Below are 22,898 nucleotides of genomic sequence, written 5' to 3'. Positions count from 1 at the left end.
CAGAAGGTTTATATGCAAGAAAACATCGAACACTACCTAGCTGAGCTAATTGAACGGGTATCTCATCTCGAAACTACAGTACGAGAGATTCGCAATTTAGTTGGTCCATTTGGAACTATGTTTCCAGACGGGACCATGTTGGTACAAACTATTCACGGCACTAAATATTTTATTGATCCGACTGACGAAATCATGGCACCACAGTTGGTGGTTTACCGGCAATGGGAACCCGATTTGTCAACTTTTATGGTGAATTCGACCACACCAGATACAATTTTTCTTGATGTAGGAGCTAATTTTGGCTACTTTACCTGCTTAGTCGGATCACGCATTGGCTCCCAGGGTAATGGATGTGTCATCGCTGCCGAACCTAATCCGCTCATGCAGCGACTGCTCCAGAAAAACACCAAGATTAACTGGTCCATGGCACCTATTGAACTGCACAATTGTGCTGTAACGGAACAAGAAGGGTTCGCTGAGTTTGCTATTCCACATGACCGCGCCGCCAACGCAAGTTTGGTGTCTTCAACTACGCAAAACTCAGATGAGCGTCTGATTGTCAGATCGGTGACACTTGATCAGTTGGCCGCAGGTCGAAAAGTCGATCTGATCAAGATTGACGTTGAAGGTTTTGAAACTGCCGTATTACGTGGATCAAGCGAAACCATCATGCGTTCACCTAATATTATTATTATTATTGAATGGTCACTTCAGCAAATGCGAGAAGCAGGTTTCACAGCCTGCAATATGATAGAACTACTAAAACAGTATAAATTACATGCATTTCATTTGCCATCAACCCGATTTATCACAGAGGACCAGTGGGCTAAACTTGAAATTTCTTTTGAACAGCTTCAGCATGTTGCTTACAACAATATCTTGTTGCAACGCAGGCCCTAATCAATCAATCGCTGCACCACCGCTTCATTATTTTGCATGAATTCATCAGACATAAGCATTTCTATTGCAACATCAAACAAATTAGCTGACTTTCTTTTCTCATTAATCACAGCATCTGACTCAGGTTCACGGTCCAAAACCAGCCGATAAAGTGATAAAACATCAGCCACTGAAATCATTTTGAGTTCCCCTTATCGATTGTAGAAATTATTTCATTGCCTGCGATTTGCCTGCGAAATTGGTTGACCATCTCATTGACTTCGGTAAGCCTGTTACGCATATTCACTTGTAACGTGGCCATTGAATCTACGGCTTTGAGTTGGTGTAATGCTTCTGAAATACTTTCGCGTAAATTGTGCTGCATTTCAGATTGTTTAGATGCCAGTAACTCTGATGCATGCATTAGTTCGTTTACATCATTCCCTCTTACTGTTGCATCGATCCCTTCCTGTGTTATTTTTATCTGAAACTGCGTTATCCAATTTTGCATCTCGATCAACCTGTCACGCATGTTGATCTGCAATGTTGTCAATGTGTCGATTTCCTTAAATTTATCAAGCATGAGTGCTGTGCTTTCACGCAAACTCTGCTCAATATCAGATTGCCTGAGGGACAATAATTCCATTGTACGCGTCAAGTCATTCGCATCAATGGCAACTTGATGACACCGGATTGAGTCACGCCATTTTGACGCAATTTTTCTAAAGGCAATAACTGAATCTTCATACTTTAAAATAAAAGCAACTCGAAATTCACCAAAGGTCTCGTAGCAATCCATTAACTTTTCAACTTCATCTTTATCTTTCAGTTTCCCAAAAATTAATTGGGAGAATTCGCGACATAATTTTTTATGATTATCAATCATTAGAAAACCCTTCAATAATGCTAAGGAAATACTTTTCTAAAGCACCCCCCATTACTTTAGATGTAAATTTAGTCTGATAAGTTTTGTAGCTGGCTGATCCAAGTTGAGCACGCAAATCAGAATTTTCAATTAGCGATTTCATTTGGTCTGCAAGTTGCTGTGTATTGCCAACATCAAACAAATACCCATCAACTCCATGCGTAATAATTTCGCGCATACCACCAATATTACAAGCAACGACAGGAACGCCGTGTCTCATCGCTTCAATCAGGATAAGGCCAAAACTTTCAAATCGACTGGGTGCCACAAATATATCCGCAGTCGCGTAGTGTGCATCTAACTCTGTGTCACTGAGATAGCCTAGCATAGTTACTTGTGTTTTAGGCCATTTCGTTCGCAATTTTTCAACTAGTCCTGTCACTTGCCTTGTATAAGCATCTTCAGTATCAGGAAATTTTCCTACTATAACAACCTCTATGTGATCAAGAAGTCTCTCAATATGAAAAAGAGCCAACAAAAGCTGATCTAAACCTTTTCTTGCCTCAATTCTTCCAACAAATAGCACTTTAATTCGTTGCTGCGCATTATGATGTTTTTCGGTTATATTTTCACTAGATTGAAATTCATGAAGTGAACCAATGCCATGCGGAATTATGGTTAATCTATTTGAGTGATCAATAAGCATAACATTGTAGTGATGATTTATTTCTGTAACAATTTCCTTCGAATTTGCCAGGATATAAGGTGAATTAGACAGCAGCCAATTTTCAGCGGCAATGACTTTATCAACATGATTTATACGATAGTGAAAATTCTCCGTCCATTCAGGTTTGTACGGCTGTGCAAGTTTGTAGGTTGTATGCAAAGATGTGACAATGGGCTTATTCAGATAGGCTGCACAAAATATACCTTCAACATCCCAAATAGGTGCTGAGACAATATCAACGCCCCAGATCGGCTCTGAGCGCCGAATCTCTCTAAGCACTGCACCGGCTCGTCGCACAATTGATGCAGGCAATGGGGTTGGCGCAAGAGAGGTGATTTCATCATCGCACATATCCAAAATGGCATGAATCCAAACACCTCTGACAAAATCAACATGGTTGGCACTGCCAGTCGTCCTTGTAACGATATGAACCTCATGACCTAACTCAGTCAATGATCTTGCGCACTCAAAAGTCCAACGCGCAATCCCTGAGGTATCTTCTGGCGGATAGCCTTGTGAAACAAAATATATTTTTAATGCTCTTTTTAATACGTTATCATCCGTTTTTGATAAAATTGGGTGAAACTTTGAGGAGATTTCTGTTTTCAATTGAAGGTGTTGAGATACTGCCGTCTTGACTGCCATGTCCAGTCCAAGTTTTAAACCTTCTGATACTCCCTCTGACAGTTCCTTGGAAATTTTTGCATAGTGTGAAGGTGTAATTTTTTTGTGATCCAAATACCATCTATTTGAAAATTCGATATCCTTTTTGTAACGATCGACTTCAGCAAAAACTTGCAAAGATGTATCCATTCCTTTTACAGAATGTTTCAAGCAAAAGTAAGCCTTGCTTCTTGCAGGCGCCAACAACGAAGTTGGAATGCGATCTGGTGAACGTGTGTAACTTGGCGCATATTGGTGAAATACATACGCATTGGGAACGGTCACCACCCTTTTGCCTCCCTCAACAATACGCAGGCAAACATCGGTTTCATCAAGCATATAGGCGAAAACCTCATCAAAACCTCCAATGCGCCGCAGCTCGCTCATAGAAAAAGAGCAGTTTGTTCCCAGCAAAGACGGGAAGTAAAAGTCATTAGTGCAAATTAATAATTGTTCAGGATTGATCGTGTCAAAATAGCGCACATTGCCGAATTTGTCGCAAACGGTATATCTGCACTGATAATTTATGCCTGTATGGTCGAACGTAAATCCACCCACAGCACCCACATCAGGGTCAGCATAATGCCGCATGATTCGAGTGACCCAATCGCGGTGTGCCACCGCATCATCGTCAATAAATAAAACGACATCCCCCGAAGCATTGGCGATGCCAATATTGCGAGACTCAGATAAATTACGGGATGGACAACTGAAACGTTGAAAGTGGATGCCTTGTGCCTCCATCCGGTCAAGCTCAGTTTCTGTCGCATCTGTCGAAGGGCCATTGACAACAATCAGTTCAACATTAGGATAAGATTGCGATGCAATGGAGTAGATTGCATTGGGTAAATAATCGGCACGATTAAAAGTGTTGATTACAACGCTGGCATTAGTCATCGAGTTAATCTGCATATAAGTCAATCTCCTTTGATTGTCATAATTAGACGATAAATTTTTTAAATAGATTCGCAGATACTGAATCACTAGTTTTATGAATGATTCCTGCCAATTTTATGTATCAATTTAAATCTGTGATTTTATTTTGTAACCTGAATTGTATTTAATACAGGATAGGCAACAGAAAATACGACGTTTAAAAACTTTTGCAGTTCTGCCATCGGCGAGTTTGCAACGTACACAACATCTCGGTTCTGAATTGGAAAACTTTGCATGATAAAGAAACTACTGGGATTATTGAGATCAACGCGATACACCACAGGTACTTGACCTTCAGGCGTAACTAGAATGGGTTGGTTTGGCCAAGCTAAAGCTGACTTCTGTTCTAAGCGAAAAATAAAAACACCCTGCGCATTGGCACGAAAATCGACAAGGCCACCCGCTCGAGCCAGTGCCTGAGCTAATGTGATTCCTTGCGCTTCGAAGTTTACTTCTTCATTTTTACCAGTTGCGCCCAATGCTGTGAAGCTCAATGGTTGAAACAGCGCTGTAATGACATCACCAGCTAACAGCGGAATGTTTTGATTTGGATCACGAATAACGCGGTCCAGTGGCATCGAATAAACATTGCCACCGCGTGTGACCTGGATAGTTATTTTATTTACTGTCTGTCTAACGCCGCCTACAGCAGCCAAAGCGTCCAATAATCTTTCCCCATGAGGAGTAAGAGGAACACGTCCGCTGCTACCCACTTCACCTATTACTGTAACGTTGGTTGATGCATTGCGAATCATCTTGACCAACACTTGTGGTTGGTTAGCCTTATCCTGAAGACGTTGCGTAATCTCTTGTTCTATTTGTTCCAGACTGCGGTTACTAGCGATGATTGATCCAGCAAATGGAATATTGATTGTTCCTGAATGGCTCACAACTTGCTCCGAGAAGACAGTTGCATGCGACGCACCGACCATACCCCTCAGGTCAGGCATACCGTTGCCAAATAAGGTGGCCGGCACGGCCTCCCAAATGCTCACTTCAAGTACATCACCTGATCCTACATTCAAAGGTTCTGTCACATCATTCCCCAATGTCTCTGAAAACAATCTTTGCTTTCTCAGTGCCAGTAGTTGACGGGTAACTTGGTCATCGACGTTAACGACCTGAACTGCATTAGTTCCCAGATGCGTTCGAGTATTTGTAACTTTCAAAGCACTTGGCCCCGAGGTTGGAATGTGAACACAACCCGACATCACAATTGCACAAACGACCAAAAGTTGCGAAAACCAGAAATAAAAATACATTGATGTATGACTTATAAACTGATGGAAGTGGGAAATTACGATAGCGACTAAAGTTGTCATTTGTTGCATAGAATAGATCATGGCTTTCGGCTTACTAATTTGGTATAATTAATTAGTAAAAAAATGCAGGCCGAAGGGTATAATAATAAAGTAATTTAGCATTGAATTCAAAACTAAACAACAATTATCTTTATCAAATGTGGTATGAGCCTAATTGGGAAAATTTAGCTACCCCATCCAAAACGGGTAGATTTCCATAAATGAGTAGTGATCGCAAAAAAGATAAAAAGAGATTTTTTGCTACGAAAAATCATCGAGAGTTGGCCACGTTGCCAGTTTTGATGCTCCGATTCATACATTGAAGGATGCCACCTGTGAGAAGTTTTTCCATGAACAAGTGTCATCAGTTGGGAACCGAGAGCAGCTTGAGGCTGCCATTGAATCCTTATCCGAGAGGGAGATGCGTTAGTCGTGACCAAGCTTGATCGTCTGGCGCGGTCGGTAGCCGACCTCATGCCAACGATCCAAAAGCTTGATGACAAACCGGTGGGGGTATCAGGATTTTTCAAGATAGTTGTCGCCCAAAGAAATTGGAGCGTGAAACCGTTGTCGCCATGGAGTACAGCCTTATTCTCCATGCTATGCATCTCCTTATTTGATCCCGATGGACTTGAGCAGGTGCGTCGCATGCTCAGAGTTGTGAGTATCCTGCACCGTGTAGCCGACGATCTTCCGGCTGTAGTGATCGAGAAATAGGTAAGGGTAGCAACTCCGCCCGGTAACTTCAGCGGGCAGGTAAGTCATGTCCTAACACCAGACTTGACCTGTACCAGTGGCCACGTGGGTCGTCAGCAGTTTTGGCACCGCACGCGGGGCTTTGGCGTTGCATGTTCGCTAGCAGCCAGAGCATGCGATGGGATGGGGCGTTGCGCTCAAAACCTCTGCGTCATGCTGCCAACACTGCATCGTGCGGATATCAGTGCCCGCAGCTTCACAAGTCGGTTCCTGCAGCCAGGGCTTCTTGAATGAGGACCACGATATATGGCGATCTTCCAGCAGGATCATGCGACCGCGCCCTCTGTAACGTTCATAGATCGATAGTTCCGAAGGCGCAAACTGTGTAACTGCGCTACATTGCGCTGAATGACAATGCCATTTACACGAAAACTCTGCAAAACATTGATTTATATCGGTGTGTGATTCCGGTTCCGGGCACCACTTCTCTTCCCACTGCCCACCACCGCACGCGCCACGCCTTGGATACCCCGTGCGGCCTGTTCTCCCCCCTTCCTCCGTGCTGCTCCAGCAAACCTTGCGATCCTTGTCCCGCGCCGTTGGCGTTGGGTTGCATAGCGGGCAGCGCGTGGAACTGGTGATGCGCCCTGCGCCAGCCGATACCGGCATCGTCTTTCGGCGCGTCGATCTCCCCACCCCGGTGGAGATTCCCGTATCCCCGCTGGCGGTTACCGACACGCGCCTGGCTTCGACGCTGTCTCAAGGCAACGTCAAGGTACACACGGTCGAACACCTGATGTCCGCCTGCGCGGGGCTGTGCATCGACAACCTTTACGTCGACGTCACCGCGCAAGAGATTCCGATCCTCGACGGCTCTGCCTCGGCCTTCGTCTTTCTGCTCCAGACCGCCGGGTTACAGCAGCAAGACGCCCCCCGGCGCTTCGTTCGCGTTCTCGAACCGATCGACGTGCGGATGGGCGAAGGCGCACAGGAAAAATGGGCGCGGCTCACCCCCTACGACGGGTACCGGCTGTGCTTCGAGATCGATTTCGACCACCCCGCCGTTGACGCTACAGGCCAGCACGTCTCCTTCGACACCGCGACGGGAACGTATGCCCGGGACATCGCCCGCGCACGCACCTTCGGATTCACGAGCGATGTCGAAAAACTCCGCGCCAATGGCATGGCTTTGGGCGGCGGGATGGACAACGCGATCGTGCTCGATGACGACAAGGTGCTCAACACCGGCGGCTTACGGTACGACGACGAGTTCGTCAAGCACAAAATCCTCGACGCCATGGGCGATCTGTACCTCCTGGGCAAGCCTCTGCTCGCAAGCTACAGCGCCTTTCGCGGCGGCCATGCGCTCAACAACCTCCTGCTACGCAAGCTGCTGGCCACCCCGGCAGCATGGGAGATCGTCACGTTCGACGGCGCTGCGCCGTGCCCGTCGGCAGGTACCCCGTCGATACACTCCAACGCCCGCCACGACTGACTTCTCCCCATGCGCAGACTGCTCCCCCACCGCTTGGCCCACCGGGGCTTCACCCTGATCGAGCTGATGGTCGTGTTGCTCATCATCGGCGTGTTGGGCGCACTGATCGTCCCCAATGTGCTCGACCGCGCCGACGACGCACGCATTACCGCAGCCCAGACGGACATCGCCAACCTGGTGCAGGCGCTCAAGCTCTACCGTCTGGACAACCAGCGCTATCCCACCGCAGAGCAGGGTTTGCAGGCGCTTGTGACCAAGCCGACTATCGCGCCGATCCCCAGCCGGTGGAAGGGCTACATCGACCAATTGCCCAAAGACCCCTGGGGCAACCCCTACGTGTACCTCAACCCCGGCATTCGCGGCGAGGTCGATGTGATGTCTTACGGCGCGGATGGCCAAAGCGGCGGGGAAGGCAAAGACGCCGATCTGGGAAGCTGGCAGCCGTAGCGCCTCCATTCGCTTTCATTTCTAGCGCATCGCAGCTCTCCGTTGCATCGCAGCCCTCCGTTGTAGGAGCGACGGCAGTCGCGATTCGGCCGTTGCCCATGCCAGGCCCCAAGATGTGTGCCTACCGCACCCAGCCGCGCCGATCTGGCTTGCAGCCACTGCCACTGTTGGCGTTTGCAGGCTTTACGCTGATCGAACTGCTTGTTGTCATCGCGATCATGGCGATTGCCGTGGCGTCGGTGGGGTTCCTCGTTCGGGACGGCACTGCTGACCGCATCGAGCGAGAGGCCGTTCGCCTCGCAGCCTTGCTCGAATCCGCACGCGCACGTTCGCAACTCAGCGGCGTAGCAGCACGCTGGCAACCTTCCGCGCAGGGTTTTCATTGGGAAGGGCTCCCCCCCGCAGAGCGCGCCGACCAAGAATTGCCTCGGCATTGGCTGCACCCCGACACCGCCGCACGCATCGCTGCCCCCACCAGTGCCCTCAACAATGCCATCACCAGCCCCTCTACCGCGCCACACACCCCGCTCCCTGCCGTGATCCTGGGGCCTGAGCCTATCCTCCCGCCCCAGCGCATCACGCTCTATTCCCGCAGCGAGCCAGCCGTGCAGATCGACGTGGACAGCGACGGCTTACGCCCTTTCGACGTGCGATGAATACCGCTCCCCACGCCCCATCCCGAGGGTTCACCCTCGTCGAAGTGCTGGTTGCGCTCGGCATCGTCGCCATTGCACTCGTTGCCGGTTCGCAGGCCGCCGGCGCACTGACACGCATGGCGCAACGGCAAGGCGACCTGGTACTCGCGCAACTCTGCGCGGACAACGCACTCGTCGCGATCCGGCTTGCCAAACAGATGCCCAGCGTGGGGGATAGCACCGTAGCCTGCGAACAGGGCGGGCGCGAGTGGGCCGTTTCGCTCGGCGTCCACCCCACGCCCAACCCCAATTTCCACCGGGTCGATGCCACGGTGCTCGACGGCGACACCCCGATATGGCGATTGACGACGATCGTCGGCCGCTACCCTTGATCCCATGCAGCCGATTGCGCTCTTGGCGACGTGTCCCACTGAGGAATCTAGGCTGATGGAATGCCCATGCGCAAGGCCCCATCGGGGGTTTACGCTGGTCGAACTGCTCGTCGCGCTGACCATCCTTTCGCTGATCGCGCTGTTGAGCTGGCGCGGGCTGGATGCGCTCGTCCGCGCCGATACCCAGCTTCGTGCGCGCACCACAGACGTGCAGGCCGCTGGTTCCGCGCTGGCGCAATGGGGCACAGACCTTGATGCGCTGACCGAGCAGCCGGGCATCCCCAGCCTGGATTGGGATGGCAGGGTGTTCCGCATCTTGCGTGCAGGCCCTCCCCCCGAAGGCGGGGTATACGTCGTCGCATGGACGTTGCGCCGCCTGGGCAACACCGGTGCTTGGATGCGATGGCAGTCCCCGCCGCTGGCCACGCGCTCCGACCTCGCCCTCGCCTGGGATAAAGCGCAAGCCTGGGGTATCGCCGCCGGGGAGGAAGACCGCCAGCGCGAGGTGCGCACCCTCGCCCTGGAATCGTGGCAAATCTACTTTTACCGGGGCAACGCCTGGACCAACCCCCTCTCCAGCGAAGGCGCCCAGGCGCCGGAAGCCGCAGCATCCTCCCCCACTACCCCCCACAGCGCCACCCCGGAAGGCGTGCGCCTGGTGCTGACGCTGGCCGAAGGAGAAGCCTTTGCAGGCACCCTGGTGCGGGACTGGGCAAGGATGTCTGCCGTAGGGGCGCAGTGATGCCAGCCCAAGCCAGATCCCGATTCGCCACCCAACGCGGCGCTGCCATTCTGACGGCAATGCTTGTCATGACGCTGGTGGCCACGATGGCTGCGGCAATGCTTTGGCGGCAGTGGCAGCTCGTCGAGGTCGAAACCGCGCGGCGGCACCGGGTGCAGGCGGCATGGATTCTGACCGGCGCTCTCGATTGGGCGCGACTGATCCTGCGCGAGGATGCGCGCCAAGGCGGGGCCGACCATCTGGCCGAGCCATGGGCCATTCCGCTGGCTTCGGCGCGGCTGGGGACGTTTCTGGCCGCGCAATCCGGCAGCGACGAAGGGATCGACGCAGCCGACCTGGAAGACACCTACCTGGCCGGGTACATCCAAGATTTGCAAGGGCGGCTGAATGTGCGCAATCTGATCCACAACGGCCAGCCCGATCCATTGCAAGTGCAAATGTGGGAACGCCTGTTTGGCCAACTGGGGCTGCCCGCCGAAGAGCTGGATGCCATGCTTTTGGGCTTGCAGGCAGCGTATGCCACGGCAGGTGGTGGTAGCAGTAGTAGCGGTGGCGGCAGTAGCGCCGAGAGTGGCGAGGGTGCTGATGGGAACGCAGTGGCCCCCTTGCAGCCCCGGCGCGTCGAAGACCTGCGTGCGCTGGGGCTGTCCCCCGCAACGCTGGCGATGCTGCGGCCCTTCATCACCATCCTGCCCGTGCGCACGCCGCTCAACCTGAACACGGCATCCGAAATCGTGCTGGGCGCGGCATTGACAGACCTTGACCCCGCACAGGCCGCAGCAGCGGGGCGCGCACGGTCTGCACAGCACTTTCGCACTCTGGCGGATGCGCAAACCCAGCTCCGCAGCACAACGCCGCTGGACAGCGCGAACTTTGCAGTGTCTTCCCGCTACTTCGGCATCACCGGCCAATTGCGTACCGAATCCGGCACCGTGCAAGAAACCTCGATCGTCCGCCGAGACGGACTGCACATCCGCGTGCTCGACCGCACCCGAGAGGTGCTAGGGCCTGCCGTTACCAACCCCACGCAGGGTGAGGAAAAGAGTGGGGAATAGGGAGTACTGGGTAGTGAATGGGTAGTAGGCGCCAAGGGAACCTGCGTGCAACGGCCCCGTGGGGGAAGGAGGGAAGCGGCCTACGTAGATGGAAGGCACGGGGGTGTTGAGGTCGCCGCCCACTTGCGGCGCACGCGCTCCAAGTCTTCGGGCGTGTCTACCCCCGGTTCCGGGGTCAGTTCAGTGCGGTGGACAGCGATGCGATAGCCGTGCCACAGCACGCGCAACTGTTCCAACGACTCGGTGCGTTCGATGGGTGCGGGGGGGAGCTGGGAAAACGTCCGCAGGAACCCTGCGCGGAATGCATAGATGCCGATATGCCGTAGCGGCGCTGGGTTGGGGAGTGCATCCGGGGTATCGCGGGCAAAGGCAATTTGCGCTCTGCTGAAGTAGAGCGCCAGCGAACGCGCATCGACGACGACCTTGACGACGCCTGGGCTGCGAAAGTCCGCCAGCGTGCCAATGGGGTGCGCTGCGGTGCCCATCAAGACCGGCTCGCCACACGCTTGGGTGGCGTCGTTCATCGATTGCAGTGCCCCGTCGATGAGGGTGGGGTCGATCAAGGGTTCGTCCCCCTGCACGTTGACGACAAAGTCATCGTCCGCCAGCCCCAACATGGCAGCAGCCTGGGCGACACGGTCGGTTCCAGTGGTCAGGTTCGTATCGGTACGCAAGGCTTCGACGCCAAAGTCCCGACATACATCGAGGATGCGGTCGTGGTCCGCAGCCACGACGATCCGCGCCCGCCCGGCCCACACACTCGCCACGCGCTGCGCTACGCGAACAACCATCGGCGCTCCGCCAATGTCCGCCAGGGGTTTTTCAGGAAGGCGCACAGCAGCCAGCCGTGCGGGGATGACGATGGTCAATGCCATGAGTTACTCCATATCTCCAGATACACAGGGTAGTGCCAGGGTTGTGCCGGGGTAGCTCCCCTCACCCAGCGGGAGAGGGGATGGGGGGTGAGGGAAACTGCCAGGCCTTTCCTGATGCAGGGCATCTGTGCAAAGTCATGGCAGTGATTCAGGGCGTTTGGATGGCGCGGATTCCTCCTCCCGCAACGCACGCGCGCTGGATTCGAGCAGGATCGGGATGCCGTCCCGCACGGGATACGCCAGCTTTGCGCTGCGAGAGACCAATTCCTGCGTCTCGCGCCGATATTCCAAGGGGCCTTTGGTGACCGGGCACACCAGCAAATCAAGTAGTCGGGTTTCCATCCAAGAATCATAGTCCCGCCAGATAATGCCCCGGCGCAACCAACCACGATGGGAGAAGGCATGGACATTACGCAGTTGCTGGCATTCAGCGTCAAGAACAAGGCTTCGGACTTGCACCTGTCCGCCGGGCTGCCGCCCATGATCCGCGTACATGGCGACGTGCGCCGAATCAATGTCGACTTGCTGGACCATAAGCAAGTCCACGCGATGGTCTACGACATCATGAACGACTCGCAGCGCAAGACCTACGAGGAATACATGGAAATCGACTTCTCGTTCGAAATCGAAGGGCTGGCGCGGTTCCGGGTCAACGCCTTCAACCAGAACCGGGGGGCAGGCGCGGTGTTTCGGACGATTCCCAGCAAGATCCTCACGCTCGAACAGCTCAACTGCCCCAAGATCTTTTCCGAGCTGGCGCTGCGCCCGCGCGGGTTGGTCCTGGTTACAGGCCCGACGGGGTCGGGCAAGTCCACCACCTTGGCGGCGATGGTGAACTACCTCAATGAAAACGAATACGGCCACATCCTCACGGTCGAAGACCCCATCGAATTCGTACACGATTCCAAAAAGTGCCTGATCAACCAGCGCGAAGTCGGCCCGCACACGATGAGCTTTGCCGCTGCGCTCAAATCCGCCCTGCGCGAAGACCCCGACGCCATCCTCGTTGGCGAAATGCGCGACCTCGAAACGATCCGCTTGGCCATGACCGCCGCCGAGACAGGGCATCTGGTGTTCGGCACGCTGCATACCTCCAGCGCCGCCAAGACCATCGACCGGATCATCGACGTCTTCCCCGCCGAAGAAAAGGAAATGGTTCGTGCCATGTTGTCCGAATCCCTGCAAGCGGTCATCTCCCAAACCCTGTGCAAGACCAAGGATGGCCAAGGGCGCGTCGCGGCGCACGAAATCATGCTGGGAACGAGCGCGATCCGCAACCTGATCCGCGAGGCCAAGGTTGCGCAGATGTACTCCAGTATCCAGACCGGCAATAGCGTAGGCATGCAGACGCTCGACCAAAACCTGACCGACCTCGTCCGGCGCAATGTCATCGCCCCGGCCGAGGCACGCTCGAAGGCCAAAATTCCCGAGAATTTCCCGGGCTAAGCACTGCAATCACGCTGCACCCGCCACCAAGCATTTCCCAAAAGGAGCACCATGGAACGCGACCAGGCCAGTACGTTTATCACCGATCTGCTCAAGCTGATGCTGGGGCGCGGGGGCAGTGACCTGTTCCTCACCGCAGACTTTCCGCCTGCCATCAAAGTCGATGGCAAAGTCACCAAGGTATCACCACAGCCGCTCAACGGCGGGCATACCGTCGCGCTCGCGCGGTCGATCATGAACGACAAGCAGGTTGCGGAGTTCGAGCGCACCAAGGAATGCAACTTCGCCATCGCCCCGCCCGGGCTGGGACGCTTTCGCGTCAACGCCTTCATGCAGCAAAACAAGGTTGGCATGGTGCTGCGGACGATCCCGACGACGCTGCCTTCGATCGACACGTTGAAGCTTCCGCCCATTCTCAAAGACATCGTCAACACCAAGCGTGGCTTGTGCATCATGGTCGGCGCAACGGGGTCGGGCAAATCGACGACGCTGGCCGCGATGGTCGACTGGCGCAACGAAACGACCTATGGACACATCATCACGATCGAGGATCCGGTCGAATTCGTCCACCCGCACAAAAACTGCGTCATCACCCAGCGTGAAGTCGGCATCGATACCGAAAGCTGGGGCGCAGCGCTCAAAAACACGCTGCGGCAGGCCCCGGACGTGATTCTGATGGGGGAAATTCGCGACCGGGAAACCATGGAACACGCTGTCACCTTTGCGGAAACCGGCCACATGTGCCTAGCCACGCTCCACGCCAACAGCGCCAACCAGGCACTCGACCGCGTCATCAACTTCTTCCCTGAAGAGCGCCGGACGCAATTGCTGATGGATCTGTCGCTGAACCTGCGTGCCATGGTGTCGCAGCGGCTCGTTCCCCGGCAAGACGGCAAGGGCCGGGTGGCGATCATCGAAATCATGCTCAATTCCCCACTCGTCTCCGACCTCATCTTCAAAGGCCAGGTCGCCGAAATCAAGGAAGTGATGAAAAAGAGCCGCAACATCGGCATGCAGACCTTTGACCAAGCGCTGTTCGACGCCTACGAGAGCAACCTCATCACCTATGAAGATGCCTTGCGCAACGCCGATTCGGTCAATGATCTGCGCTTGCAGATCAAGCTCAACAGCCAGCGCGGCCGCTCGCAGGATCTGAGCGCCGGCACGGAGACGATGAACATCATTTGAGAGCAGCGCGGATCACCCCGCCAACACCCCATCCGCCAACACGGCCACCCTGTCGGCCAATGCGGCAACGACATCCATGTCGTGCTCGACAACGATCGTGGTGCGGCCCTGGGTCAAGGTGCGCAATAAGGCAAGGAAGTGCAAGGTTTGCGCGCGCCCCATCCCGGAGGTAGGTTCGTCGAGCAGCAGCACCCGCGCTTCGCCTGCCAGCGCCATGCCTACTTCCAGCGCTCTGCGCTGCGCATAGGGCAATGTCGCCACCGGGTCGTTGCGCAACGCTTCCAATTCCAGCCGCGCCAACCATTCGTTGGCCCTGTGGCTCACGGTACGCAACGCGGACAAGGGCAACCAGCAAGCGTAGCGGTACCCCAGCCCCCACATCACGGCGCAGCGCAGGTTGTCCCATACGCTGAGCCGCCCGAACCCCATGCTGCGCTGAAAGCTGCGCGCCAGCCCCAACTGGTGGATTGCGTGCGGGGCCAAGCCGTCGATACGCACTCCGTCCAACAAGACCCGTCCTGCGCTGGGGGTACAGCCCCCACTGAGTACGTCGAGCAAGGTGGTTTTGCCCGCGCCATTGGCGCCGACGATGGCCAGACATTCCCCCGGCTGCACGCACAGGTCGATACCACGCAATACCTGCACCGCGCCGAAATGCTTGTGTACGCCCACCAATTCCAGCGCGGCGGCAGATGTAGATGCCGATGTACATGCAGATGCACACGCCGATACAGAACGCAGCCGCTTGCCCATCACCGCGCCCCACCGCGCCGGGCGCACAAGGCCAACGTCCCAGCGCCCACGGCACCCACCCACACGGCGCCCACCCAGCAATCGGCATCACGCACATCCAGGGCCATACCCATGACCTGCACGACAGGGCCGTACAGCGCAACGGACTGCAAGTGGTACGCCATCTCCACCATGGCGACGAACCCCATCGCACACAGCAACGCGCCTGCCGCGCAAGCCAGCAGCCATGGCACAGCCCCAGGCAAGCCGGCCACCTTGCTGCACTGCGCAACCCAGGCATCGATACCACCTGGGGCATAGAGCACCGTCGCGACAAACAGCAGGCCGACGTACAAAAGCCAGGCTGGCGTCCACGCAGACAGCACCACAAAGGCGAGAACCATCAGCACGGCAGCCCATACCGGCCCGGCAATCGTGCGGCTCCCGCCCAGCACTGCGAAGAGCAGAAACGCCGCAGAACGCGGGGTGCCCAGGCTGTCGGTCGTCACCCGCTCGAAATGCAGCGCGGCCAGCCCCCCCGACACCCCGGCCAACAACGACGCACCGACAAAAGCACGCCAACGCACCGCGTGCGGGTTGCAGCCCAGAAAATCCGCACGGCGCGGGTTGTCCCGCACGGCGCGCAGGGTATAGCCCCATGGAGTACGCGCCAGCGCCCAGACCACCCAGGTCGCCACGAAGGCGTAGATGGCAACGACACCGTACAGCTCCACTTGCGGCCCCAGCGTGACACCCCACGGCGCCAGGCCCGTCACCCGGTTCGCGCCCACTCCGCCTTCCCCGCCAAAAAAGCCCGGAAAGGCAGGGGCAAAGGCCCAGAGCAGTTCGCCCATCCCAAAAGTCATCATGGCGCCGGTCAACGGCGTTCCGCGCGTGCTGAGCCACCCCAACGGCCACGCCAGCACCGCGACGACCAGCCCCGAAAAAAGGGGAACGAGCGACACCGGCCACGCCGCGCCGGGTTCGATGGCCCGCAAAGCATGGATCGCGACGAAAGCCCCCGCCCCCGTGTACACCGCGTACCCGAAGTGGACGATCCCCCCTTCCCCCAGCAGCAGATGCATCCCCAGCATGGCGATGAGGGCGATACCAAGCTGGATCGCCAACCCTTCCCCCAGCAGCCATGGCGCCAGCGCGAACAGCAGCGCGCACCCCGCCCAGCCTGCCCAACCTACCCACGCTGCCCGACCTGACCAAGCTGTCCTATGTGACCCATCGGCGCCATCCACACCATCCACCTCATCGGCCCCACCCACGCAACCTACCTTGGCGGGCTGCGCCGTAGCGCGCAACGGGCTGCATGGATCGCCTATATGGCCTGTATGGCATACATCGGACGCATCGCCTGCATCGCCAGTCATTGCCGGGTGTCCTCCACGGGCCGCAATGCCAAGGCCACCACCAGCCACAGGTACGGCAACATCGGCGCGATGGCACCCAAGGGAACGGCACACACGGCGCAGTGTGCCGCCCCACCGCTCCAGCCCGGCACTTGCAGCAAATCGCCCAAGGTGGCGGGAGCGGCGGCGGCCAAGGTCTGCACCATTCCCAGCGCCATCGAGGCCACGAAAGCCCCGCGCAACGACCCCAGCCCCCCGACCACGACCACGACGAACAGCCACCCCGCCACCGATGCCGCCATCTCCGGTTCGGTGACATACAGATTCCCGGCCAACACCCCTGCCAGCCCCGCCAGCGCCGACCCCGCGCCAAAAGTCCACATCAGCAGGCTGGGCACGTCATAGCCCAGCGTCTGCAAAGCCTGCGGATGCGTGGCAGCCGCCCGCAGCAACGGCCCGATGCGGGTACAGCTCCACACCCACCACAGCCCGGCCAGCACGAACACGGAGACCCCCATCGCAACCAACCGATACACGGGAACGCCCACGCCATGCACGCGCCAGACGCCGGCCAACGCTGCCGGAACGCGGTAGTCCACAGGCCCGCGCCCCCACACCCACTGCACCAGTTCCAGGATGAGATAACTGGCGCCGAACGTGACCAGCAGCTCCGCCAACGGCCCTTGCCCATGCGCCCTGCGCAGCACGAAGCGCTCGAACGCCGCCCCCACAAGCCCCGTCGCCACAGGCGCCACGCACAGCGCCCCGACAAACCCGATGTGCCCCGACAAGCTATACCCCAGGTACGCACCGAGCATCGACATCGACGCATGGGCGAAGTTCATCACCCCCATCAGCCCATACACCAACGTCAACCCCGCCCCCAGCAGGAACAGGATCAGCCCGGAACCCACTGCGTGGAACAACAGCACCAGAAAGGCTTCCATCCAGGTTCCAACGTGCAAGAAAGCCAATGATTGTGCCGACGGCGCCAAAATGACCCTTTTGCGGGTTTCCGCTACACTTCCAAGCCTGCGCGGCTGTAGCTCAGCTGGATAGAGTACTTGGCTACGAACCAAGGGGTCGTGGGTTCGATTCCTGCCAGCCGCGCCAGACTGTTACCAGAAAACCATCACCATGAAACGGGTTCGTCCTTGCCAGGTCGAACCCGTTTTTTTTGGGTGATCTGCGGCAAGCCTAGTCCTCTGCCATGCAATGCTCGCAGAAATGGTCGTCCGCAGCGCGAGGACTATCGTGCCCCGCCATGCCTAGACAATTTTTCAGTCCCTGTAGTCACTTCCTTCTGCATTCTGAAAAAAATGTCCAAAAATTCAAGTGCATTGAAGAAAATGTCGGCTCACTGAATTTTTTTCCACTGCAACAGCCAAGTTGGACATGAGTGCCACCCCCATCGGATACGCATGGATGCAGGAACAGCTCGACGCACCAGACTTTTTGGGGTCGCGACGGGCGCGGGTGGCAGCCGTGCAGAGCCTGCAACGCTTGCCAGATGGTGCGCTGCTGGTTCCTGCCAAGCTTGCGCCACCGCAGCAATGGTTGGACCAAGCGCTGTTCGCAATCAAGCACGAAGGTGTACATCTTGGCTATCTGGCAGAGGCCGTGCGCCGGATAGACGATGCCAGCGTAATCCAAGCGTTCGTGCTCACTCCCAACGGCACCTACCTGCGCAAGCTGTGTTTTCTTTGGGAAGCCATGAACGGGCGGACGATTGCCGGTCTACCGGACCCATCCATCAAGGCTGCGTATGTGTCGATGTTCGATGAGGGAGAGTACCTGGTAGGTGCGTCGCGCCGACATCCGCGCTGGCGCGTGGATTTCAACGGCCTGGGCCACCTTGCGTTCTGCCCTATGGTGCGCCGAACGCCAGCACTACAAGCCGCGCTGAAACGGGGGGTACTGCGGGAGGCCTCGGATTTTGCGTCGTCGATCGGGCCGCAGATGCTGGATCGCGCCCTGTCATGGGCGTACCTGAGCGAAACAGAAGGCTCCTATGCGATCGAAGGCGAAACCCCCAGTCTGGACAAAACCAAGCTCTTTGCCCGCCTGCTGCAGCGTGCGCACGACCAGCGCGAGTTGAATGAGGAGTACCTGGTGGAATTGCAGAATGCGATCACCACCAACCCATTCGACAAGGCCGTGCAGTTCCGCACCGAGCAGAACCGCCTACAGAGCCATGCGCTGGGTGCTGCCGGGGTAACGTATGTGCCGCCGGAACCCGATCTGAGTGCGGAACTCATGCAGCACTTGATGCACCTAGCCAACCGCCGACCACCGAATGTGGACGCTCTGGTACACGCTGCGGTGGTCTCGTTCGGGTTCGTGCTCATCCACCCGTTCATGGATGGCAATGGCCGTCTCTCCCGCTTTCTGGTGCATCACTGCCTGGGGCAATCCGGCGCTTTGCCTGCGGGGTTTTTGCTGCCGATTTCGGTAGCCATGAAAAAGCACGAGCAGCGTTACTTGGATGCGCTGATAGCCTTCAGCAAACCGGCGCGCGCACTGTGCGACGTGACCTGGGCGGGCGACGAACACTACAGCTACCAGTGGCGGGCAAACGCCGACATCTGGTTCCGCACCATGGACCTGACTGAGGGCGTGCAGTGCATGGTGGACATGGCACAGACTGCGCTGGACCTCCATCTGAAACAGGAGGTGGAATTCTTGGGGTTGTTTGACGATGTGGCCCGCCATATCAACGCAAGGCACGACTTGCGCGGCAGCGATCTGGCGACACTGATCGTGTCCATTTATCAGAACGGTGGCCGACTTTCGAAGAACCGGCGCAAGCGCTTTGCGGAAAGGGTGTTGCCGGTGGTACTGGACGACATCGAATCCACGGTGGCTCGCCGCATGAAAGGGGTGCTACTAGAAGAAGAAGAAGAAGAAGTCGGTGATGACTGAAAGCCGACAACCCTGCATCGACGAGTTTTATGTCTGACTGCAAAACCTTTGCATCTTCAGGTAGCAGCGACGTACAGCAGGCGGCGCATTTCTTATTCCGTGCGGTCGGTTTCCAGTTCGCCCAGGTACGTGTTCCTACACTTTGCTGTGTTTTGGGTGCAATGCATTGGCTGTGTGCTGGTGTCGTTCCTCTGGCGTCACGAACCGAGTGCATCCCTCCCGTCTTCCTCCCTCGCGCCATGGAGCCCCCACATGTTCAGCACCCACCGCCAACGCCGCTGCCATGCCATTTGGGTCGCATTGCCCGATTACGACAGCACTGCGCCTGGCAAAACCATGCGGGAGCTTTTGCAGGCACTGCGCAAGCATTACGACGATTGCAAGAACGAGGAAGCCCAAGTGCGCACGCTACAAGGCGACCTCCAGCTCATGCGATCTCGCAAGGAAATCGTGTGCTGCCATGGCACCAATGAAGGAACAGCACTGCGTTACCGGCGTTCTCCGCAGGTAGCTTTGCCGGTGCATCTCGATGATCTGCAACACGGGCTGTTGCAGCAAGGGGTTCCGCAAGACTTGGTTCGTGAATTTTTGCATCGCTTACAAAACGCCGATTCCTATTTCCGTTTGCAGCCTGGGTGTTTTTTGACGGTGCCTGATACGGTACTGCTCACGCCCAATGCCAGACCCGACCCCACGATCCAGTCCGAAATCATTCTGGCGATTCGCCAACGATGCGTGCTCAAAGCTTGTTATCGGACACGTGGCGAGACGACTGCACGGGAACGGTGGCTGCATCCCGTCGGTGTCATGCTGCGGGGCCCCCAGCACTACCTCGTTGCCTACGACCAGGCCGACCTCAAGCAGTCACAGCAAATGGCGAGGGTGTATGCGATCCAACGCCTGGAAGACGTGGTGGCTTTGACCGATACGGTCTGTGCCTTGCCGGACCCTTCGCAGACCGTGGAACAGCTTGCCAAAACGCAAGGGTTGGCGAACTTCGTGCAAAACACGACCCCTGTCACCGTCAAGCTCCTGGCCCGTGGGTACGTATGCACCCTGCTGCAAGAAAACAGGATCAGCCCAAATCAAACCGTCAATGTGGACGCGCAAGGCCATACCGCCGTGGTGACTTTCACCACAACGCTGTCGGGGACGTTGTACCGATGGCTGCTGGGTTTCGGAGACAAGGTGGAAGTGCTGGAACCGAACGAACTGCGGACGACGATGGCATCCCAAGCACGCAGCCTGGCTGAACAGTACCAGGGCATCTCCTAGCCGGGTTGCGACACAGCACCCGGCACCCAGCACGGGATTGCTGGGTACGTCTGTGCCCATGGCATACCACGTCGGCGCAAGGCGGAAACTTGCATACAGGACGAAAGCGATTCTCGCGCTCTGGGCGTACAGTGCCGCCATAGTCAATGCAACGAGATTCCTCACCATGAGTCCACCACCACCCTAGTTGATAGGGGAATCACAGCACTCACTGGATAACTTTCGGATTCGCATTGACAAGAATGGAACTCCTTCGCCTGTATACCTTACTTGTAACCCATCATGAAAATGCAATTGCCCTTGTCTTTCCAAAATGGACACTATTTCACAACCATCGACGGTGCGGATTGGATTATCGATACTGGGTCCCCAACCAGTTTCGGGACCTCGATATCTCTACAACTGGCCGATCAAAAATATGAGATCGTCGCAGAATACATGGGACTCGATGGCAAAGAGTTATCCCAATACGTCAATCATCCCACTTCCGGAATTATCGGCTCGGATATTCTGAATGATCTGGATGTGATCCTGGACACCCGGAACAATATCCTGGAACTTTCTCACGATACCCTAAGCGTACATGGCACCACAGTGCCACTGACGAGCGTCTTGGGTGTCCCGATCGTCATTGCAATCATCGAAAATGCTGAACATCAAATGTTTTTTGATACTGCTTCGCCAATATCCTATTTTCAGGAGCAGAGTCTTGCAAACTACCCGTCTTTGGGAGAATTCCAGGATTTCTATCCCGGCTACCGCCGATTCACTACAGCAACAAATCGGCTTCCTATAGAACTGGAGTCTGAACATTTTGAATTGCGATGCGGTACCCTGCCCCAACCCTTAGCGATGGCACTGAGTATGGCTGGGGCTTCCGGAATCATCGGTAATGAAACGATGGGAAACAGAATTTTGGGGTATTTTTCGCGGCGCAATGTTCTTATTTTTGGATGAAAACCATGCAGCCACAACCTCACGATGCATGGGCTGAAATATACGACTGCGTATACGAAGAACAATTTCGCGATGTATACAGTACATTGACAGAAAACACGATCAGCTATATTCAGAGTCTCATGCCGGCAGGGTCAGCAATCGTAGATTTTGGCGCTGGCACTGGCCGTTTGGCGATTCCATTGGCCCAAGCCGGTTATGCTGTCACGGCAGTAGAACGCAGCTTGCCGATGCTGAACCGTCTGCGCGCCAAAGATCAAAACCAATCTATCCAGTGTGTGCATAGTGATATTGGCTCGTATCAATCCGATACACAGTTCGATTTGGCTTTGTGCATTTTTACTATCGTATCTTACTTACTGGACGAAAATGCTTTGCAACTGGCACTTCAATCCGCATACACAGCCTTGAAACCTGGTGGGGCAATGCTATTGGATGTTCCTAACAGGGCGTTATTTCAGAACACAGAGTTTACCAACGAGCACATACGAAGAATAGTCCAAGTTGAAAAAATTGAACCATTTCAAAAAAATCTATATGCATACAATGATCATATAGAAATATTCAACGATAATCAATGGCAACATTACGATGACAGTTTCCATATACGGTATTGGTCCACGAAGGAAATTGCAGGCCAGGCGAAACATTGCGGATTTGCACACGACCCGCAAGAAAATCAAAATGCTTCTTATGCCACCTATATGAAATTTTCTAAGCCTTCCACTGATAGATAGTTATTTTCTCAATTGACTTTGCATCCATTTCAATTCATTCTATGAATACGCATGACCTATACACCAATCTCTGGCCTGATAAAAATGAACAATTCTTTCCGAATCTTTTGATTCAACATCGCCAACAAATTGGTACATCCTGTGTCTCAACGGGCCTCAGCCTGCTAACCAAGGAGGAACCATCGAATGTACGCAACCAAATCAACACCCAAGATCCCATTAGTTGGTCCCGCTATCTACAAACACACGGGATGAAATTGGCATACTGCTCCACCGACTTCCGTCGGCTGCAACATTACGTCAAAGAGCTTTTAAGAATTGATGACCTTTTCACAATCAGCACTTACTCTTCTTTGTCACCGGGAGAAATTGGCGCTGAACCAGACGAAAACGGATGGATTTGTGGGTCACATTTTGTCGTGCTATACAAAAGTACGGTCTACGACACCAGATGGGATACTCCTCTACAGCTACAAGAATATCCAGATAATCAGCGATACATCAAAAGAATTTTTCGTATCGTACCAGCCAATCACGAACGTGGATTATGAAAAAATCGATCCATGCAGGTT

General features: G+C 55.3%; 24 protein-coding genes and 1 tRNA gene. 16 read left to right on the top strand and 9 right to left on the bottom strand.

Annotation, left to right across the window (positions count from 1 at the left end; genetic code table 11):
* The first annotated feature begins 12 nt into the window (after positions 1–12).
* Positions 13–900 carry an FkbM family methyltransferase gene (locus CENROD_RS10250; RefSeq protein ID WP_022775807.1) on the top strand — a complete coding sequence of 296 codons (888 nt, stop codon included), beginning with the start codon at positions 13–15 and terminating at the stop codon, positions 898–900.
* On the opposite strand, the gene CENROD_RS10245 is transcribed toward CENROD_RS10250, so the two are convergent.
* The 4 genes from CENROD_RS10245 to CENROD_RS10220 form a co-directional block, all read right to left on the bottom strand.
* Complete coding sequence (locus tag CENROD_RS10245; protein WP_022775804.1) at positions 897–1,079, bottom strand: hypothetical protein; 183 nt, start codon at positions 1,077–1,079, stop codon at positions 897–899. The genes CENROD_RS10250 and CENROD_RS10245 overlap by 4 nt on opposite strands.
* Positions 1,076–1,765 (bottom strand): hypothetical protein, encoded by a 690-nt coding sequence (locus CENROD_RS10240; protein WP_022775799.1) that lies wholly within the window; start codon positions 1,763–1,765, stop codon positions 1,076–1,078. Before CENROD_RS10240 ends, CENROD_RS10245 begins: the two co-directional genes overlap by 4 nt.
* Positions 1,758–4,031 (bottom strand): glycosyltransferase, encoded by a 2,274-nt coding sequence (locus CENROD_RS13260; protein ID WP_022775796.1) that lies wholly within the window; start codon positions 4,029–4,031, stop codon positions 1,758–1,760. The genes CENROD_RS10240 and CENROD_RS13260 overlap by 8 nt, the downstream gene beginning before the upstream one ends.
* Positions 4,032–4,171: 140 nt before the next feature.
* The gene (locus CENROD_RS10220) at positions 4,172–5,332 is read right to left on the bottom strand and encodes a polysaccharide biosynthesis/export family protein (RefSeq protein ID WP_022775792.1); all 1,161 of its coding nucleotides are present in this window, start codon (positions 5,330–5,332) and stop codon (positions 4,172–4,174) included.
* 441 nt (positions 5,333–5,773) lie between these two features.
* On the opposite strand from CENROD_RS10220, the gene CENROD_RS14125 reads away from it, so the two are divergent.
* The 7 genes from CENROD_RS14125 (at position 5,774) to gspK (ending at position 10,833) form a co-directional block, all read left to right on the top strand.
* Positions 5,774–6,088, top strand: coding sequence for a recombinase family protein (locus tag CENROD_RS14125; protein WP_338010386.1), 315 nt, complete (start codon positions 5,774–5,776; stop codon positions 6,086–6,088).
* 538 nt (positions 6,089–6,626) lie between these two features.
* Complete coding sequence (gene lpxC / locus CENROD_RS10210; RefSeq protein WP_022775783.1) at positions 6,627–7,562, top strand: UDP-3-O-acyl-N-acetylglucosamine deacetylase; 936 nt, start codon at positions 6,627–6,629, stop codon at positions 7,560–7,562.
* 9 nt (positions 7,563–7,571) lie between these two features.
* Positions 7,572–8,009 carry a type II secretion system major pseudopilin GspG gene (gene gspG / locus CENROD_RS10205; RefSeq protein WP_022775779.1) on the top strand — a complete coding sequence of 146 codons (438 nt, stop codon included), beginning with the start codon at positions 7,572–7,574 and terminating at the stop codon, positions 8,007–8,009.
* 113 nt (positions 8,010–8,122) lie between these two features.
* Complete coding sequence (locus tag CENROD_RS10200; RefSeq protein ID WP_081699954.1) at positions 8,123–8,665, top strand: GspH/FimT family pseudopilin; 543 nt, start codon at positions 8,123–8,125, stop codon at positions 8,663–8,665.
* Positions 8,662–9,036: a type II secretion system minor pseudopilin GspI gene (gene gspI, locus CENROD_RS10195; protein ID WP_022775771.1), complete on the top strand. Its 375-nt coding sequence runs from the start codon at positions 8,662–8,664 to the stop codon at positions 9,034–9,036. Before CENROD_RS10200 ends, gspI begins: the two co-directional genes overlap by 4 nt.
* Before the next feature lie 55 nt (positions 9,037–9,091).
* A complete protein-coding gene (locus CENROD_RS10190; RefSeq protein WP_022775767.1) occupies positions 9,092–9,778 on the top strand; it encodes a prepilin-type N-terminal cleavage/methylation domain-containing protein in 687 nt (228 codons plus the stop codon).
* Entirely contained in the window at positions 9,778–10,833 is a 1,056-nt protein-coding gene (gene gspK / locus CENROD_RS10185; RefSeq protein ID WP_022775763.1) for a type II secretion system minor pseudopilin GspK, read from the top strand. The genes CENROD_RS10190 and gspK overlap by 1 nt, the downstream gene beginning before the upstream one ends.
* A gap of 80 nt (positions 10,834–10,913) precedes the next feature.
* Here gspK and kdsB read toward each other — a convergent pair whose 3' ends face one another.
* Both kdsB and CENROD_RS10175 read right to left on the bottom strand, forming a co-directional pair.
* A complete protein-coding gene (gene kdsB, locus CENROD_RS10180) occupies positions 10,914–11,708 on the bottom strand; it encodes a 3-deoxy-manno-octulosonate cytidylyltransferase (RefSeq protein WP_022775760.1) in 795 nt (264 codons plus the stop codon).
* Positions 11,709–11,843: 135 nt separating this feature from the next.
* Positions 11,844–12,050 carry a Trm112 family protein gene (locus CENROD_RS10175; protein ID WP_022775756.1) on the bottom strand — a complete coding sequence of 69 codons (207 nt, stop codon included), beginning with the start codon at positions 12,048–12,050 and terminating at the stop codon, positions 11,844–11,846.
* Positions 12,051–12,110: 60 nt separating this feature from the next.
* Here CENROD_RS10175 and CENROD_RS10170 point away from each other — a divergent pair, with 60 nt between their 5' ends.
* Both CENROD_RS10170 and CENROD_RS10165 read left to right on the top strand, forming a co-directional pair.
* Positions 12,111–13,154 carry a type IV pilus twitching motility protein PilT gene (locus CENROD_RS10170; RefSeq protein ID WP_022775753.1) on the top strand — a complete coding sequence of 348 codons (1,044 nt, stop codon included), beginning with the start codon at positions 12,111–12,113 and terminating at the stop codon, positions 13,152–13,154.
* A 51-nt stretch (positions 13,155–13,205) separates the two neighbouring features.
* Complete coding sequence (locus CENROD_RS10165; RefSeq protein WP_022775750.1) at positions 13,206–14,342, top strand: PilT/PilU family type 4a pilus ATPase; 1,137 nt, start codon at positions 13,206–13,208, stop codon at positions 14,340–14,342.
* Positions 14,343–14,354: 12 nt separating this feature from the next.
* On the opposite strand, the gene CENROD_RS10160 is transcribed toward CENROD_RS10165, so the two are convergent.
* Genes CENROD_RS10160 through CENROD_RS10150 form a run of 3 tightly spaced genes read right to left on the bottom strand, consistent with a single transcriptional unit; the run spans position 14,355 to position 17,382 of the window.
* Entirely contained in the window at positions 14,355–15,158 is an 804-nt protein-coding gene (locus tag CENROD_RS10160) for an ABC transporter ATP-binding protein (protein WP_151194619.1), read from the bottom strand.
* Entirely contained in the window at positions 15,095–16,456 is a 1,362-nt protein-coding gene (locus tag CENROD_RS10155) for a branched-chain amino acid ABC transporter permease (RefSeq protein WP_081699880.1), read from the bottom strand. Before CENROD_RS10155 ends, CENROD_RS10160 begins: the two co-directional genes overlap by 64 nt.
* Entirely contained in the window at positions 16,453–17,382 is a 930-nt protein-coding gene (locus tag CENROD_RS10150; protein WP_022775739.1) for a branched-chain amino acid ABC transporter permease, read from the bottom strand. The genes CENROD_RS10155 and CENROD_RS10150 overlap by 4 nt, the downstream gene beginning before the upstream one ends.
* Positions 17,383–17,471: 89 nt before the next feature.
* On the opposite strand from CENROD_RS10150, the gene CENROD_RS10145 reads away from it, so the two are divergent.
* From CENROD_RS10145 to CENROD_RS13710, 6 genes are all read left to right on the top strand, one after another.
* Positions 17,472–17,548, top strand: a tRNA-Arg gene (locus CENROD_RS10145).
* Positions 17,549–17,830: 282 nt separating this feature from the next.
* Complete coding sequence (locus CENROD_RS10140; RefSeq protein WP_022775737.1) at positions 17,831–19,357, top strand: Fic family protein; 1,527 nt, start codon at positions 17,831–17,833, stop codon at positions 19,355–19,357.
* Positions 19,358–19,609: 252 nt separating this feature from the next.
* The gene (locus CENROD_RS10135) at positions 19,610–20,632 is read left to right on the top strand and encodes a helix-turn-helix transcriptional regulator (protein ID WP_022775736.1); all 1,023 of its coding nucleotides are present in this window, start codon (positions 19,610–19,612) and stop codon (positions 20,630–20,632) included.
* A 282-nt stretch (positions 20,633–20,914) separates the two neighbouring features.
* Positions 20,915–21,589 carry a hypothetical protein gene (locus tag CENROD_RS10130; RefSeq protein ID WP_022775735.1) on the top strand — a complete coding sequence of 225 codons (675 nt, stop codon included), beginning with the start codon at positions 20,915–20,917 and terminating at the stop codon, positions 21,587–21,589.
* 5 nt (positions 21,590–21,594) lie between these two features.
* Entirely contained in the window at positions 21,595–22,326 is a 732-nt protein-coding gene (locus CENROD_RS10125; protein ID WP_022775731.1) for a class I SAM-dependent methyltransferase, read from the top strand.
* Positions 22,327–22,367: 41 nt separating this feature from the next.
* A complete protein-coding gene (locus tag CENROD_RS13710; protein ID WP_022775728.1) occupies positions 22,368–22,877 on the top strand; it encodes a hypothetical protein in 510 nt (169 codons plus the stop codon).
* Positions 22,878–22,898: the final 21 nt, after the last annotated feature.

Source organism: Candidatus Symbiobacter mobilis CR (assembly GCF_000477435.1).
Classification (GTDB): Bacteria; Pseudomonadota; Gammaproteobacteria; order Burkholderiales; family Burkholderiaceae_C; genus Rhodoferax; species Rhodoferax mobilis.
The sequence above is the reverse complement of the archived record's forward strand: the minus strand, read 5'-3'. Positions and strand labels throughout refer to the sequence as shown.

Bases quoted from the DNA above. Each gene is read 5' to 3' on its own strand.
- CENROD_RS10250 (WP_022775807.1), top strand. From the start codon at position 13: ATGCAAGAAAACATCGAACACTACCTAGCTGAGCTAATTGAACGGGTA.
- CENROD_RS10245 (WP_022775804.1), bottom strand. From the start codon at position 1,079: ATGATTTCAGTGGCTGATGTTTTATCACTTTATCGGCTGGTTTTGGAC.
- CENROD_RS10240 (WP_022775799.1), bottom strand. From the start codon at position 1,765: ATGATTGATAATCATAAAAAATTATGTCGCGAATTCTCCCAATTAATT.
- CENROD_RS13260 (WP_022775796.1), bottom strand. From the start codon at position 4,031: ATGACTAATGCCAGCGTTGTAATCAACACTTTTAATCGTGCCGATTAT.
- CENROD_RS10220 (WP_022775792.1), bottom strand. From the start codon at position 5,332: ATGTATTTTTATTTCTGGTTTTCGCAACTTTTGGTCGTTTGTGCAATT.
- gspG (WP_022775779.1), top strand. From the start codon at position 7,572: ATGCGCAGACTGCTCCCCCACCGCTTGGCCCACCGGGGCTTCACCCTG.
- CENROD_RS10200 (WP_081699954.1), top strand. From the start codon at position 8,123: ATGTGTGCCTACCGCACCCAGCCGCGCCGATCTGGCTTGCAGCCACTG.
- gspI (WP_022775771.1), top strand. From the start codon at position 8,662: ATGAATACCGCTCCCCACGCCCCATCCCGAGGGTTCACCCTCGTCGAA.
- CENROD_RS10190 (WP_022775767.1), top strand. From the start codon at position 9,092: ATGGAATGCCCATGCGCAAGGCCCCATCGGGGGTTTACGCTGGTCGAA.
- gspK (WP_022775763.1), top strand. From the start codon at position 9,778: ATGCCAGCCCAAGCCAGATCCCGATTCGCCACCCAACGCGGCGCTGCC.
- kdsB (WP_022775760.1), bottom strand. From the start codon at position 11,708: ATGGCATTGACCATCGTCATCCCCGCACGGCTGGCTGCTGTGCGCCTT.
- CENROD_RS10175 (WP_022775756.1), bottom strand. From the start codon at position 12,050: ATGGAAACCCGACTACTTGATTTGCTGGTGTGCCCGGTCACCAAAGGC.
- CENROD_RS10170 (WP_022775753.1), top strand. From the start codon at position 12,111: ATGGACATTACGCAGTTGCTGGCATTCAGCGTCAAGAACAAGGCTTCG.
- CENROD_RS10165 (WP_022775750.1), top strand. From the start codon at position 13,206: ATGGAACGCGACCAGGCCAGTACGTTTATCACCGATCTGCTCAAGCTG.
- CENROD_RS10155 (WP_081699880.1), bottom strand. From the start codon at position 16,456: ATGACTGGCGATGCAGGCGATGCGTCCGATGTATGCCATACAGGCCAT.
- CENROD_RS10150 (WP_022775739.1), bottom strand. From the start codon at position 17,382: ATGGAAGCCTTTCTGGTGCTGTTGTTCCACGCAGTGGGTTCCGGGCTG.
- CENROD_RS10140 (WP_022775737.1), top strand. From the start codon at position 17,831: ATGAGTGCCACCCCCATCGGATACGCATGGATGCAGGAACAGCTCGAC.
- CENROD_RS10135 (WP_022775736.1), top strand. From the start codon at position 19,610: ATGTTCAGCACCCACCGCCAACGCCGCTGCCATGCCATTTGGGTCGCA.
- CENROD_RS10130 (WP_022775735.1), top strand. From the start codon at position 20,915: ATGAAAATGCAATTGCCCTTGTCTTTCCAAAATGGACACTATTTCACA.
- CENROD_RS10125 (WP_022775731.1), top strand. From the start codon at position 21,595: ATGCAGCCACAACCTCACGATGCATGGGCTGAAATATACGACTGCGTA.
- CENROD_RS13710 (WP_022775728.1), top strand. From the start codon at position 22,368: ATGAATACGCATGACCTATACACCAATCTCTGGCCTGATAAAAATGAA.